The sequence below is a fragment of the Candidatus Aquiluna sp. IMCC13023 genome, from assembly GCF_000257665.1.
Lineage (GTDB): Bacteria > Actinomycetota > Actinomycetes > Actinomycetales > Microbacteriaceae > Aquiluna.
The window spans coordinates 1-13,675 of sequence record NZ_AJKR01000004.1; the positions used below are offsets into that span (position 1 = coordinate 1).

General features: G+C 51.7%; 16 protein-coding genes. 5 read left to right on the forward strand and 11 right to left on the reverse strand.

Translation table 11 applies throughout. The features are described 5' to 3' along the window. The 3 genes from IMCC13023_RS06320 to IMCC13023_RS06330 form a co-directional block, all read left to right on the forward strand. A partial coding sequence (locus IMCC13023_RS06320) for a hypothetical protein (protein WP_040325522.1) occupies window positions 1-241 on the forward strand: 241 nt, incomplete at its 5' end. Window positions 242-336: 95 nt separating this feature from the next. After that, the gene (locus IMCC13023_RS06325) at window positions 337-873 is read left to right on the forward strand and encodes a class F sortase (protein WP_007542481.1); all 537 of its coding nucleotides are present in this window, start codon (window positions 337-339) and stop codon (window positions 871-873) included. Window positions 874-1,112: 239 nt separating this feature from the next. Beyond that, on the forward strand, window positions 1,113-1,601 hold the full coding sequence (locus IMCC13023_RS06330; RefSeq protein WP_007542485.1) for a YajQ family cyclic di-GMP-binding protein: 489 nt from the start codon (window positions 1,113-1,115) through the stop codon (window positions 1,599-1,601). An 11-nt stretch (window positions 1,602-1,612) separates the two neighbouring features. On the opposite strand, the gene manA is transcribed toward IMCC13023_RS06330, so the two are convergent. From manA to IMCC13023_RS06360, 6 genes are read right to left on the reverse strand one after another with little or no spacing between them, the layout of a single operon-like run. Next, on the reverse strand, window positions 1,613-2,692 hold the full coding sequence (manA, locus tag IMCC13023_RS06335) for a mannose-6-phosphate isomerase, class I (RefSeq protein WP_007542488.1): 1,080 nt from the start codon (window positions 2,690-2,692) through the stop codon (window positions 1,613-1,615). Between the two features lie 9 nt (window positions 2,693-2,701). Continuing rightward, window positions 2,702-3,973 carry an MFS transporter gene (locus tag IMCC13023_RS06340; protein ID WP_007542490.1) on the reverse strand — a complete coding sequence of 424 codons (1,272 nt, stop codon included), beginning with the start codon at window positions 3,971-3,973 and terminating at the stop codon, window positions 2,702-2,704. A gap of 4 nt (window positions 3,974-3,977) precedes the next feature. Next, complete coding sequence (locus IMCC13023_RS06345; RefSeq protein ID WP_007542492.1) at window positions 3,978-5,327, reverse strand: FAD-dependent oxidoreductase; 1,350 nt, start codon at window positions 5,325-5,327, stop codon at window positions 3,978-3,980. Window positions 5,328-5,379: 52 nt separating this feature from the next. After that, the gene (locus IMCC13023_RS06350; protein WP_007542494.1) at window positions 5,380-6,378 is read right to left on the reverse strand and encodes a polyprenyl synthetase family protein; all 999 of its coding nucleotides are present in this window, start codon (window positions 6,376-6,378) and stop codon (window positions 5,380-5,382) included. Beyond that, window positions 6,375-7,067: a bifunctional demethylmenaquinone methyltransferase/2-methoxy-6-polyprenyl-1,4-benzoquinol methylase UbiE gene (gene ubiE, locus IMCC13023_RS06355; RefSeq protein WP_007542496.1), complete on the reverse strand. Its 693-nt coding sequence runs from the start codon at window positions 7,065-7,067 to the stop codon at window positions 6,375-6,377. Before ubiE ends, IMCC13023_RS06350 begins: the two co-directional genes overlap by 4 nt. Window positions 7,068-7,076: 9 nt before the next feature. Continuing rightward, on the reverse strand, window positions 7,077-7,394 hold the full coding sequence (locus IMCC13023_RS06360) for a hypothetical protein (protein WP_007542499.1): 318 nt from the start codon (window positions 7,392-7,394) through the stop codon (window positions 7,077-7,079). A 100-nt stretch (window positions 7,395-7,494) separates the two neighbouring features. Between IMCC13023_RS06360 and IMCC13023_RS06365 the strand changes: the two genes are divergently transcribed. Next, on the forward strand, window positions 7,495-8,691 hold the full coding sequence (locus IMCC13023_RS06365) for an isochorismate synthase (RefSeq protein WP_007542501.1): 1,197 nt from the start codon (window positions 7,495-7,497) through the stop codon (window positions 8,689-8,691). Here IMCC13023_RS06365 and menD read toward each other — a convergent pair. Both menD and IMCC13023_RS06375 read right to left on the reverse strand, forming a co-directional pair. Next, window positions 8,664-10,199, reverse strand: coding sequence for a 2-succinyl-5-enolpyruvyl-6-hydroxy-3-cyclohexene-1-carboxylic-acid synthase (menD, locus tag IMCC13023_RS06370; RefSeq protein ID WP_007542503.1), 1,536 nt, complete (start codon window positions 10,197-10,199; stop codon window positions 8,664-8,666). The genes IMCC13023_RS06365 and menD overlap by 28 nt on opposite strands. Continuing rightward, window positions 10,196-10,507 carry a PLD nuclease N-terminal domain-containing protein gene (locus IMCC13023_RS06375; RefSeq protein ID WP_040325525.1) on the reverse strand — a complete coding sequence of 104 codons (312 nt, stop codon included), beginning with the start codon at window positions 10,505-10,507 and terminating at the stop codon, window positions 10,196-10,198. The genes menD and IMCC13023_RS06375 overlap by 4 nt, the downstream gene beginning before the upstream one ends. 41 nt (window positions 10,508-10,548) lie before the next feature. Between IMCC13023_RS06375 and IMCC13023_RS07100 the strand changes: the two genes are divergently transcribed. After that, complete coding sequence (locus IMCC13023_RS07100) at window positions 10,549-10,854, forward strand: DUF4229 domain-containing protein (protein WP_050816776.1); 306 nt, start codon at window positions 10,549-10,551, stop codon at window positions 10,852-10,854. Here the strand turns inward: IMCC13023_RS07100 and IMCC13023_RS06385 are convergent. From IMCC13023_RS06385 to IMCC13023_RS06395, 3 genes are read right to left on the reverse strand one after another with little or no spacing between them, the layout of a single operon-like run. Further along, window positions 10,804-11,682, reverse strand: a complete 879-nt coding sequence (locus IMCC13023_RS06385) for a 1,4-dihydroxy-2-naphthoate polyprenyltransferase (protein WP_007542507.1) — start codon at window positions 11,680-11,682, stop codon at window positions 10,804-10,806. The two genes, IMCC13023_RS07100 and IMCC13023_RS06385, sit on opposite strands and share 51 nt — an antisense overlap. Before the next feature lie 10 nt (window positions 11,683-11,692). Beyond that, complete coding sequence (locus IMCC13023_RS06390; RefSeq protein ID WP_050816777.1) at window positions 11,693-12,784, reverse strand: AMP-binding protein; 1,092 nt, start codon at window positions 12,782-12,784, stop codon at window positions 11,693-11,695. Further along, window positions 12,784-13,668 carry a 1,4-dihydroxy-2-naphthoyl-CoA synthase gene (locus tag IMCC13023_RS06395; RefSeq protein WP_007542511.1) on the reverse strand — a complete coding sequence of 295 codons (885 nt, stop codon included), beginning with the start codon at window positions 13,666-13,668 and terminating at the stop codon, window positions 12,784-12,786. Before IMCC13023_RS06395 ends, IMCC13023_RS06390 begins: the two co-directional genes overlap by 1 nt. Between the last annotated feature and the right edge of the window lie 7 nt (window positions 13,669-13,675).

Sequence of the window (13,675 nt, forward strand, 5' to 3'; positions counted from 1 at the left end):
TGCTTCGGAGGCTGCGGATGCCGTAGCTGCTGAGGCTGCGCAAGTTCAGCAGGAGGCGGTGGCCGCTGAGGCGGAAGAGGTGAGAGTTTACGGCCCTAAGTCCGTAATGACCTTCGCACCGACCCCTAATTTACTTGACATTGAAATAACTCCAGTTCTCAAGAATGTTGTGCTACAAATCGCTGTAGTGCCCAAAGGACCGATAGCGGGTGGGGATGCGTCGCGTGCGGCGCAGTACTAATAGTGACGAATTTCACTCAGTATCGCCGGTCGGGACTCCTAAATAATTTCATTACAGGCGCGAGATTGTGCTTTGGGTATGTAGGGCACGGTTTCATGGCAGCTGTGCTCGCACTGGTCATGATTTCAAGCACTGCACCTGCGAATGCAGATCAAGATCACGTAGCCGAACTTGAAATGCTCACTGTTTCAGTAAGCAGGGTTCAACTCTCGGGGGCACTTGTAAGCATCGGATTGGATGAATCCGGAACACTGGCACCGCCAGTGGATCCGCATGTTGCCGGGTGGTATGTCGGCGGCTCAAAACCCAGCGGCGTGGGCAGAACAGTAATCGTCGGTGCCGTTGACTTCAAGGGCGAGACCGGTGTGTTTTGGGAGCTCAGGCAGGTAGTTGTCGGCGACCTGATTGTGATACGAAGTAAATCAGACTCAGTTCACTCGATTGCGAACTTTTTAGTCACAGAGGTGACGCTCTATCGAAAATCTGACTTTCCAACAGCACGCCTATATGCAAATCTTGCCTACGAGGGTGTTGCCCTGGTCACTGATGGTGGCCCCAATGCAAGTAAAACTGCCTACCTTGGAAACCTGGTGGTTTATGCCCAGCTGCAATCGCGAGTCCTGGTTTACTAACGCTTCACCGCATTAATTTTGCTGATCAATCGCACCTTCGACATTTTTTGTCTCTAAGCCGGCTCCAGCATCCGCAATTGCATTTCGGGCAGCGGGGCAACCGCTTTCCGCCAACGGGAGTGCTGCGCCAACGGAAGACTCCAAGAGACCAGGAGGATTTAGAGGAATTACCCTCTGGCCGAATCAGCTAGTTACCAGAAGAACCACGGCAAGGCACGCACCCTAGTTAGAGTAGTGAAATGACAGATTCCTCATTCGACGTAGTAAGCAAGGTTGATCAGCAGGAAGCTGACAACGCCCTAAATCAAGCAGCGAAGGAAGTCGAGCAGCGCTACGACTTTAAGAACACCGATGCCAGCGTTGCTTGGAGCGGAGAAATGATTTTGATCAAGGCTAACTCCGAAGAACGGGCCAAGGCGGTTCTAGATGTTCTCCACACCAAACTTATAAAGCGCGGCATTTCGATGAAGGCACTTGACTCCGGTGAACCTTTCCCCTCCGGCAAGGAATACCGAATCGAGTCCACGCTCAAGGCCGGGATTGATCAAGAAAATGCCAAGAAGATGACGAAGCTAATTCGTGACGAAGGGCCTAAGAATGCCAAGGCTCAAATCCAAGGCGACGAGCTAAGGGTTAGCTCTAAATCTAGGGATGACCTGCAAGAAATAATTGCATTGCTACGAGGTGCGGACTTCCCACTTGATCTTCAGTTTGTAAATTACCGCTAGAAAAACTTTAGCTAACCCATGGCAAGGTAGCCGGTTCCGCTTCCGGTAATCGAAAAGAAGTTAGCCGCACGCATAAACGCTGCTTCTCCAGGAGCCAGCTGGATCAACTCATCCAGCGAATTAGACAGCGTTATCTCACCGGCTACACAAACCAGAATTGCGGTGCCCTTGAGCGCCAAATCAACCAGCATGCAGTCACTACTTGGCGTGACTCGATAAAAACTAAAGTCCTCAACTGGGACCGGATACTCCTGTAGACCCTGTGACAGCATCTTGGTTTGAACCAGCGGATCCAGGAGCGGCTCGAAGGTCACCAGCTGCATGAGCTCATCAAGATCAACTGGCTTCTTGGTTAGCCCTCCACGCAGCACATTGTCACTGGCTGCCATGACTTCTACCCCGAGGCCGGATAAGTAACTGTGGATGTTGCCAGCTGGTAAAAATAGCGCCTGACCCGGCTGCAAGGTGACCTGATTCATCAAAACCGAAACCAAGAGCCCATTGTCATTTGGGAACACCAAATCAAGTTCAGCAATCAGCTGAGCCCGGTCTTGGCCCAATACATCTTTCGAGGAAGCAAGTTGGTTGACTGCAGTCTGGCTTGCATCAAAAGCCCACTGAGTAGCGCCCTTGAGTCCCCCGTTATTAAATGCCTGAAGCCAACCCGAAAAAATCTCGTTGTCGTCTGCTAGGGAGGAAATGTCCTTTGCAACTTCCAAGAGGGGCCTAAAGCCACAAAGTGCCTTGAACTCTGAAACCGCGACGATTAGTTCAGGCTTATGGTTACCGTCCTGGTAACCGGGAGTGCCAGCCGCGAATTGTTCCATGGCTCTTTGTTTTGAAGGATGAGCCTGGATCGACAGCGGCTTGGCCGCTGCCAGGAGCTTGACCAAGTATGGAAGCTCTCCGATTCTCTCAAGCAAGTTGCCCCCAATGTGATCATCAACTTCCGAAGGGTCTAAGCGATGAGAGCCGAACCAAATCTCTGCTTGCGGCTGACCGTTTGAGTCGATTCGCTTGAGGGCTGGAATCAGTTCGAGTGAGCCCCAGGCATAGGCTTTAGGTTCATTGGTCAACCGAAAGATAGTCACGTTCCCAGCCTACCTAGCGCCATCTTCGGTAACGATAATTGAGATCGGACCAGTGGCAGGGTAGGCAGCATCAAGCTCGCTACGGCGAGCCCGTTTCACAACGCTCGCCGCAATAAAGCCGGAACCGACCGCCATAACAATCGGGAAGAAGAGTGCCAAGGACAACCCAATGCCCTCCGACAGCGCTCCCATAACTGTTTTGGCTACGATTGAGATCACTGCATTGAAAAGGCTTAGGCTGCTAACTGCCCAAGCGGTCGACACTCCGGGGATGTGGCCGGCAGCTGAATAAAAGGCGGGCGAAACTGGAGCAATCCCCAGGCCGGCCAATCCCCAAAAAATCCCAGTGACTATCAAACCAATTCCGGGATTGAACGCCGCCAACTGACCTGCTGTCAGTGCAGAAATTGAAAGAGTAATGGCTGCCAAGAAGGCACCGCGGGAGGCCATGGTGTGAGGATGCCAAACTCTTGCCAAGCGAGTCATCGACAAACGCCCGATGATCATGCCGGTCATGAAGGCTGCGAATGGGATGGAACGAAGTGCCACGTCTGCATTCAAGACATCTTTTGCAAACACTGCCGCCCAGTCGATAATCGCTACCTCTGGATAGATGCCGAAAAACAGACCGACTGCTAGTAAGCGAAGCTCGGCCGGCATTTGATATATCCTGCGCTTGACAGTGTTGGCCTTTTCCTCAAGGTGCCCGTCCTCAGTTGGAGACAGCAGCCAACGAAGATTGAATTCAAAAATTATGAGGGTCGCCACTCCAACAATCAGCAGGTAGATTTCGAGGCTGAGATAAACAGTTCCAAGACCGCCGCTTATAGCAGCTGCGACCGCGCCCAGACTCCAGCCGGCGTGCATTCTGCCCATGACGTTGATGCTGATTTGCTTTTGCAGCATGACCGCAGCGGCATTTACGCTTACGCCCATCAGCGAAATGAAAAAGCCAAAGCTGGCGTTCAGGAAAAACCAAACTAGCGGGTCGCTGCTAAAACCGAGAGTGACCAGAAAAACCACCGCTCCGTAGTTTGAAAATCTGATAATCGCCCTAGAGCCATATCTCATAATCAATCTCGACGCGAACAAAAGTGGTGTGATTGAACCGATGAGACCGAAGCCAATTATGGTTCCCCAGGTGGCGAAGGAGACATCCAGCCGAGCAATGTATTCCGGCACCCAAGCCACAGACGAAAGAGCTGCGTGAGCCATGGCGACGAAGGTTGCCAAGGTGGCGATCTGCGCTTTTCGCAGTCTGGCACCTGGCAGACGTATCACTTAGTTATCCTTTGGAGATTTTGAGTATCTCTTCGCGGTCGAAGAGCTTCATTCTCTCGCGTCCGAGTGCTTCCCCGATAGCTTTTTCCTTGGAATTAATCTTCAGCCACTTGGCCCAGTCCATAAAGTCGATATTTCGGCTCTCTAAGGTTTTAATAATCTGGTCCTCGCCAGCAAGCTCAGGTTGCCACCATCGATCCTGATCTTGAAGGACGTTCCCAATAGTCTCGATGGCGTCAGCCTTGGTGTGGCCAATGAGGCCTACTGGTCCGCGCTTTATCCATCCGGTGCAGTAAACACCCTGCAGGTTCTTGCCATCCTCGCCAATTACTCGACCGGCTTGGTTTGGAATCACCCCGGATTTGGCATCAAATGGAATCTTGTCAACGGGAGAGCCAAAGTAGCCAACCGCTCGATAAATGGCTTGGATTGGAAAGCTTGTCGTCTCTCCGGTTGCAACCACGCCACCCGAACCGTCGAGTTTGGTTTTTTCAATGGTCAGTCCCGCAACTTTGCCATCTTGACCAATAACCTCAACGGGACTTGCAAAAAAGTGCAGGTGGAGCCTTCGATCCTGAGGCTCCTGCGGGTTTGCGCGCAACTGCTCAAGGGTTTTTACCATCACTCGAATCTGGTTGTTGCTATCAATGGCATCTTGAGAACCCTGGTCATACTGAAAATCTTCGTCATAGACGATTGACTGGACACCTTCAATGTGGAGAGCTTCGCGCAACTCCAAAGGAGAAAACTTAACCTGGGCTGGACCGCGTCGACCAAAGACGTGCACATCGGTCACTGGCGAGTCTCTAAGGCCGTGGTAGACGTGATCTGGAATGTCTGTGACCAGAAGATCATCTGGGCGCTTAGCCAGCATGCGAGCCACGTCAAGCGCAACGTTTCCATTGCCAATCACCGCTACCTCTTTGGCGTTGAGCGGCCAAGTTCTAGCGACATCCGGATGAGCGTCATACCAATTGACAAAGTCTGCTGCTCCGTAGGAGCCATCAAGGTCAATCCCGGGTATAGCTAGCGGCGCATCCTTGATGGCACCGGTTGCAAATATGACCGCGTTGTAATGCCTTTTTAGATCTTCTAGGTCTAGATCTTGGCCGTAACGGACGTTACCAAAAAACCGAATGTCTCCTCGGTCAAGAACCTCGTGGAGAGCGTTGATGATGCCCTTGATTCTCGGGTGATCTGGAGCAACTCCGTAGCGAACAAGGCCGTAGGGAGCCGGAAGGTGATCGAATAAGTCAATCGATACTTCAAAGTCACGCTCTGCCTTCAAGATCAGGTCCGCCGCATAAATACCGGCGGGACCTGCGCCAATGATTGCGAGCCTTAGCTTTGACATTAGTTACTTTTCCTTTTCTGAGCTGTATTTTCTAAGCTGTATTTTCTGTAACTTAACCCTTGCGCTCAACAACCGCCAGGGCAAACGCCTCGAGTGCTGTTCGAACCTTGCCCTTTGGAAGCGGTGCGATAGCGGCTATCGCCGCTTCCGCCCAACGCCTAGTTTCTAGTTTGGATTCTTCCATGACCGGGTGCGCTCGTAATCTCTCAAGAACCTCTGGAAGCGAAGCTACATCTAGTCCCGATGAAATATCCGCAAGCAACTTGACTGATTTGCTGTCATCGTGCTTGGCAAGTAGCAACACCGGAAGCGTTGGGACTCCGGCTAGCAGGTCAGTCCCAGAAACTTTGCCGCTTTGTGACTTGGTGGATTCAATGTCGATGATGTCATCGATTAGCTGGAAGGCAACACCGATGCTCTGCCCAAATTCCTCAAGTGGCTTTTGAAAAGACGAGTCGGCCCCAGAAAGCATGGCTCCGAGCTGAGCTGCCAGAGCGATCAGCGATCCAGTCTTATCTCTCAACACCTGAATGTAGTGATCGACCGGGTCTTCTTGATCAATTGGCCCGATAGTTTCGTGCAGCTGACCCAAAACCAGTTGCTCAAAAATCTTTGCCTGCAATTGCAGCGCCTCTTGGCCCAGGCCAGAAACCAGGTTCGATGCCCGGGCAAATAACAAATCGCCGGTCAAAATAGCAATGTTATTGCCCCAAACAATGTGGGCGGTGTCGACGCCTCTTCTTGTGGAGGCCTGATCCATTACGTCGTCGTGATACAGGGTTGCTAAATGAGTAATCTCCATGACCACTGCAGCATCTAGGACATCTTCACCGCCAGGGGTTCCAAGGTGCGAGGTTAGAAGCGTCAATACTGGACGCATCCTTTTGCCACCCGCTCTTGCCAAGTGACTAGTCATCGAATCGACCATTACTTCTGCGTGAGCAGTGGCCTCGATGATTCGTTCCTCCACCTTTGATAGGTCTGATTCGAGGCTAGAAAGCAGCGCTTTGTCAGTTACCAACCTAAGTTGGCTGGGCAGTGCGATTTTCATTTCTCCCTTATGGCCGAATGAATAGCAACCACACCGAAACTCAAGTTCTTCCATTGAGTTTTAGAGAAGCCAGCTTTAGCAATGTCCTTGGCTAGTTCAGCCTGCTTTGGCCACGCAACAATTGACTCGGAAAGATAGCTGTAGGCATCTGGGGTTTTGCTAGCCAGTCGGCTAACAAGCGGCAATATGAGGGTTAGGTAAGCGCGGTAGAACAAGCCCAACAACCCCGGCACGTGCGAGAACTCGCAAATCACCAATCGACCGCCCGGCTTCAGAACCCTCAAGAACTCGCCAAGAGCTTTGTCTCGGTCTTGCACGTTTCGCAACCCGAAGGACATTGTGACAACGTCAAATTCGTTGTTCTTGAAGGGCAATTTCATTGCGTCTGCGAAGACGAACTCAAGCTCCGGATAGCGCTTTTTTCCCTCGGCAAGCATGCCCTTAGAAAAATCAGCTGCTACAACTTCAACCCCCGGCAGCTTTAGTGCCATGGAGCTGGTTCCGGTCCCGGCTGCGATATCAAGGATTTTTTCGCCCGCTTGCGGGTCAACTTTTTCGGTTAATTTCTTGCGCCAGCGCTTGGCCTGGCCGAAGGACAAAAGATCATTGGTTTTGTCGTAGGCATGGGCAACATCGTCGAACATCTTTGAAACTTGCTCGGGTGATTTAGAAAGGTCGGCTTTAGACACGTCCTTAGTCTAATCGCGAGTGTTGGGGTTACTTTGACTCACGAGGGTATAGACCACGAGTGATACGGTCCCAAGCATCAACGAAACCATCAGCGGCGTTGTCGCAGAAACATACTTGTCCGCAGGGGTCAGAGTTGTGATTTCAACCTGGCTGAAATCCACCGGTTGGCTATCAAAGGTCCCGACCTGGGTATCAACCATGGCAGGCGGTATTACCTGTTCAACATGGGAATCGGTTTCCAGCTCCAAGTCGTCGCCTTCGGCTGAGAAGCCGACTGCAGCAAAGGGCATCGCCAGCAGCGAAACCGCGACCACTCTTATCAACACTTCATCACCTGACCTAAACTGAACATTAAGACTAAAGAGGAAATCTATTTCTCGCATTACCGGTTCGCATAATCTCAGTGAACTGTGAGCAAAGGGAACCATGGCTTTGAAGGTAATAATCCGTGAAGTAATTGTGTCGGATCAATTAGAGCTAGCCGGTTCATCGGTGTTTTTGCGAAATGATCAGCAAATTATTGGCACGGGCCGCGCAATTCAGATTGCCGCCAGGGGTAAAAACCGAGTTGCAGAGCTAGCAGCCGGCTGGAAAGAGATCCTTGCCACAGCCGAAATAGATAACCAATCGGGAATCAGCAGCGCTGGCCTGATTGCGCTCACCTCAATCACGTTTTCCGAAAACAGCTCCCAAGACAGCGTGCTGTACGTCCCAATGATTACAAAGGTTTACCGGGGCGAAGTTGGCTTTGAGGTAATCATCGAAGGTCCTAAGACCTTGGAGAATGACCTGCAGCCGGTGCTTGGGTCGTTTCAAGACGGAAGTTTCACTTCGGATGCTTTTAGGTCAGCGGTAGGTCAGTCTCTCGAGGCATTCAGTGCAACGGACCTAGAAAAAGTGGTGATCGGCAGAGATCTTTTGATGCCGATTGATTCCAGGCCCAACCTCGCGATTCCCCTGAAAAGACTTCACGACAGATACCCAGATTGCTGGACATACGCGGTTGGAGATGTCTTCGGAGCATCTCCGGAGCTACTGCTGAGGGCTCAAAAGGGAGAAGTGTCAGCCAGAGTGCTTGCCGGAACAGCCGGCCGCGGCACAGACCCGGATGTCGATCGAGCGATCTCCGAGGGCCTTGCCCACTCCCAGAAAAACAGGCACGAGCACGAATTTGCGGTCAACTCCATGGTCCAAGCACTGCAGCCTTTTTGCGATTTTGTTCAGGCGGATTCAGAACCGTTCTCACTTGCTCTACCGGACCTTTGGCACCTTGCCACAGACGTCAAGGGTGAGCTTCGAGACGGAGTAACGCTCCTGGATGCAATAGCCGAGCTGCACCCAACCGCAGCAGTTGCCGGAACCCCAACTCAGTTAGCCGAATTGCTGATCGATGAGCTGGAGCCTTTTGACAGAGCAGGTTATGCGGGACCGGTTGGTTGGTTGAGCTCAAACGGTGACGGCGAATTGGCAATAGCGCTTCGCGGCGGAATCATCGAGCCGAATCAGATTAGAGCCATCGCAGGTTGCGGAATAGTTTCCGAGTCAGACCCTGAAGCCGAACTTGCCGAGACGGAGTTGAAGTTTAAAGCCGTGCGCTACGCCTTTGCTGCTGAGAGCTTGTAGTCAACAATCACAAAACCCTCGGCTTTCATCGCCTTTTCAAGTTCCGCTATTGATTGAACTTCGAAATACTGCCAATCGAAAGCTTTGGCTAACGCCTCTATTGATAACTGCTGCGGGGTAATGAATAGCTGTTCAAATAGCTCATTTGGGATGTTCTTTGACACCTCAAGATTTCTAAAAATCTGACCGCCTGAATCATTTCCGACAATTAGTTGTACATTCAGATTTCGAAGTCCAGATTTATTTAGCGAACCAACATCGTGAATGAGAGTCAAATCACCTATCAGTGCGCGAACGCCGTTCCCTGCCTGAGCAATTCCAATCGCGGTTGCAACCGTCCCGTCGATCCCAGATAGGCCCCGGTTAGCGAAAGTTGTTACGGCGGCAGGCTTAACAGCCCTGTCAGCAACCCGTATCAGGTTGGAAGCACCAAACAGCAAAGGTATTGAACCGGTGGCGTTCCAAACTGCTTGTGCCAACAACGCTCGCTGGTCAGTTGGTGGTTCGAAGTTCTTCCAACTGGCAATCCAAGCACTATCGGCTCGGCCACCCGGCATCAGCTGCCAAGAAGTCGCAATAGCGTTCTTGCCAACGTCGAATTTGCCAAACTGTTTCGAATTGGCGACATAGACATTGCAGCGCTTGATTAGGGCAATGATTGGCCTTGAAAGAGTTGGCTTTCCAAAAATAACTACCCTGCGAACCTGATCTGCCAAATCAGAACCGAGAGCTTGCACATAATCAGTGATTGCGCTGGAGCCATACCTGGCGCCCGAGGATGGCTCGGCAAAAAGTGGAAGATTCGCCCTTTCAGCAAATCGAACCGCATCGGACCCGGCACCTGCACCCGCGATCACAACGGTGTGGTTATCGACCTCAATTTCTAGTTCTTCTTGCACGACTGATACTTCTGGCAGAGCTCTTGCAGTCAGTTTGGCAAGCACGTTCAGAGCGCTGGGCTCGCTTGAGCTCAACGGCTCAACAAACTGAAGATTCAGCTGGACTGGGCCTGATTGCTTGGATACTCCCAGGCTCTGAGAGATGGCGGTATCGACCAACGCGCTGGCCGAAGGGTGACTGCCCGGCCTTGGCGCTGGAACATCTTGGAAGCCTCGAAGGACGCCAGCGAAGATGCCGACCTGATCGGTGGTTTGATTCGCACCGACACCCCTTAGTTCAGCGGGTCGGTCAGCGGTAAGCAAGATAAGTGGAACTCCACTGTGGTGGGCCTCCAGGACTGCAGGGTGCAGATTTGCAACAGCAGTTCCAGAGGTAGTAATTATTACGCTTGGCTCTCCGGTCGCCATGGCTCTTCCTAGAGCCGTGAAAGCTAATGTCCGCTCATCGAGACGAATAGTTAGAGAAAGCTTGCCGGCCTGCGAAAGTTGACCAGCGGCAATTGCCAGCGCCTGAGATCTTGCGCCTGGAGCGAGGTAAAAGTTTCTGACACCCCTAGAAACAAATTCGCCAATTAGCGAGGCGGCAAACTCTTGGGACGGGGTGGTCACTTCTTGTCTTTGTCGTCTTGATCTTTATTGCGCATAAATTTTGAAATGTCTCTCAAGAAATTCGGGTCGTCATCCGGAGCAATTACTCGTCCTTTACCGCCTGAAGATGGGCCCTGGTTATCTCGAAGTGGTCTTCCAACCATCAGGTAAAGAAGGCCACCAAAAAATGGCAGTAGAGCGCAAAGCACCACCCAAGCCCATTTCGGCAACAACCTGACTTCAGACTTATCTGCACTCGCTGCAAAAACCGTCGTGAAAATCGTCCAGATTATTAAAAACCCCAAGGTTCCTATAGCCACTCTCGTCATAACTCCACCCTAGTTCACCAACCTGAGCCTAAACTGAAGAGGTGAAAAACCCCTGGCTCAGTTACACACTCATTCGTCTTAGCTTATTTTTCGGCGTCTTTCTCGCCCTCATTGCATTGCAGTTCAACACATTTTTTGCCGCAATTATTGCAGCGGCGGTCTCTTTTGCAATTTCTCTGGTGTTTTTGGACAGGCAACGAAAAGCTATGAGTCAATCTGTGGCTGAAAAGCTGGCTCGAAATACATCCGGAACCTACGAAGATAAAGAGAACGACCTCGAGAACGACCTAATGGATTCAGAGGCTGACAAAAAAGATCCCGGCGCCGACCAAGACCCCAAAGCCTAGACCGGCAAAGCTTGCAAGTTTCAGAGCAGTAATAAGCTCCTTGGCCCCTCTGCCATTGAGGGCAATCAGCGTTGCCGGAATAACGAGCAACAGGTTCAAAAGCCCCAAAAGTGTCGCCGGGTAGACCAAGACCAGCATTAGGTTTATCAGCACTGGAATCCAAAGCATCCAGATAAACAACCTGCGGGAATTCTTCTCCCCCAACCTCACGGCAACTGTGATTTTTCCAGATTCTTTGTCGGTTTTTATGTCTCGTATGTTGTTGACCATTAAGACCGCAGCTGCATAGAGGCCGTATGCGCCACCAACCAAAACCGAAAGCGGATCAATGAACCCGGTCTGAATAAAGTTGGTGCCAACAGTTGCTACAAGACCAAAGAAAACAAAAACGGCAATCTCACCGAGGCCCGCGTAACCGTAAGGGTTTTTGCCCCCTGTGTAGAACCAGGCCGCCACGATGGCAGCAATGCCAACCAAAATTAAAAACCACTGACCGGTCAATAACACAACTGTCAGACCAACGAGACCTGCAAAACCAAAGCTTGCAAAGGCGGCTATTTTTACCGATCCCGGTTTCGCAGAACCTGAACCGGTGAGCCTTAGTGGGCCAACTCTGTTTTCATCGGTGCCACGAATACCATCGGAGTAATCGTTCGCGTAGTTCACGCCGACCTGCAAAGACAGAGCAACAAGTAGAGCCAGAATCGAAAGAAGTGGGTCGAAAGAATCAAGCGATGCCGCGGTTGCGCTTCCAAGAATGATCGGTGCGATGGCCAGCGGGAGAGTTCTGAGCCGGGCGCCCTCAATCCAAAGTTTTACAGTTGACATTCGATAAAGACTAATCTGCCAACAGCGCCCTGGCCGCCTGATAGTCAGGTTTGCCGCTTATCAGCCTCGGCGCTTGGTCGACTCTTTGCACCGCAATCGGTTTTGCGGCGCCCAAAAGAATTCTCTGAAGGTTCGCCTCGTCAAAGCCCTCTCTTGCGGCCAAAACTAGACCGACCGATTGACCCCACTTGGAATCAAGTGCAACGGCAATAACCTCAGTGACACCCTCGTGGGCTAAAACCTTGGCCTCGACATCGTCGAGTGAAACCTTCTTGCCACCGGAAACGATCACGCGATCCGCTCTACCAATAATTCTTAGGCGCCCATTTACTATTTCGCCCAGATCGGAACTTAGAAACTTTTCGCCAACCCCGTTTGCGAGCATTGGGCCGGAGACTGCGACCTTACCGTCGATGATTTCGAGGTTCACTCCCTCAAGAGCCTGACCGTCGTAGACGCAACCGCCACTTGTCTCAGCCATCCCATAGCTTTCAACAAGCTTCACGCCGCGACTCCTTAGTGATTCAACGGTTCCATGGTTTGGCAGCTGCCCGCCAATCAAAATTGCATCAAAACTTTGAAGCGCCAAGATAACGGCATTGTCGTTGGATTCGATATCAGCATGGGCTGCCAAGCGATCAAGCTGGGCTGGAACTAATGATGTGTAGCGCTTACTTCCTCGCATCAAAGATACCGAGTTTAGAAAACCCTCGGCGGAGAACGGCACTCTGGTGTTTTGAATCACCGGCTGAGTGTCTGCGACAACGGACCTAAAAAGCACATTTGCCCCCGCAATGTAATTGGCGGGAAGCGCAAGGAGCCACTGACCGTGGCCACCTAGAAACTTTGCTGACGCATCAGCGCTAGCCATAAGCGCAGCCAACGAAATTTCAAGTCGCTTTGGTCTTCCGGTTGAGCCGGATGATTCGACAATCAGGCCGACATCATCAGACATCTGTGATGGCACCGGATCAAAAGCAACACCGATTCCCGTTATCTCCGGAGGTGAAACAAAACCTGCGACTTGACCGTCAAATACATTGGTCATCATCTTTAGGACCGCGAATGGATCACTCGCGCTAACAGTAAGAGTGGGCTTCATCAGTAGTGCCAGGGGAACGAGGACCAATCAGGTTTGCGCTTTTCCAAGAAGGCATTCTTGCCCTCATTTGCTTCGTCAGTTCCATAGGCAAGCCTGGTGGCCTCGCCGGCAAATAATTGCTGACCAACTAATCCGTCATCAACGGCATTCATCGCATACTTGAGCATTCGAATTGCCGTCGGCGACTTTCCAAGGATCTCTTTTGCCCACTCCAGGCCAGCAGCTTCCAGATCAGCGTGAGGAACCACCTTGTTGACAACGCCCATTTCATAGGCGCGATCGGCATCGTAGGTGGCACCGAGGAAGAAGATTTCCCGGGCAAATTTCTGGCCGGTTTGCTTTGCCAGGTAAGCCGATCCGTAGCCAGCATCAAAGCTGCCAACATCGGCGTCAGTCTGTTTAAACTTGGCATGCTCCTTAGATGCGATTGAAAGATCTGCAACCACGTTCAAAGAATGCCCTCCGCCGGCCGCCCAGCCGCTTACCAGGGCAATTACAACCTTCGGCATAAACCTAATCAACCGCTGAACTTCTAAAATGTGCAATCTGCCGGCAGAACCCTCGGCGTGCTCATAGCCGGCTTTGCCTCGAACCGACTGGTCGCCGCCGGAACAGAAAGCCCAGCCGCCATCTTTTTCGCTCGGGCCATTGCCGGTTAGTAGTACCACCCCAACATTTGACTGACAGCGCGCGTGATCGAGTGCTCTATAAAGCTCGTCGACGGTTTGGGGTCTAAACGCGTTTCTGACCTCGGGCCTAGAAAAAGCAACCCGGACAACGCCAAGTTGCTTGTGCGCGTGGTAACTGATGTCGGTCAGGTCCTCAAACCCTGGCACCGACATCCAGATTTCTGGATCAAACAGCTCTGAAACTGGTTTAGTCATAGACCTA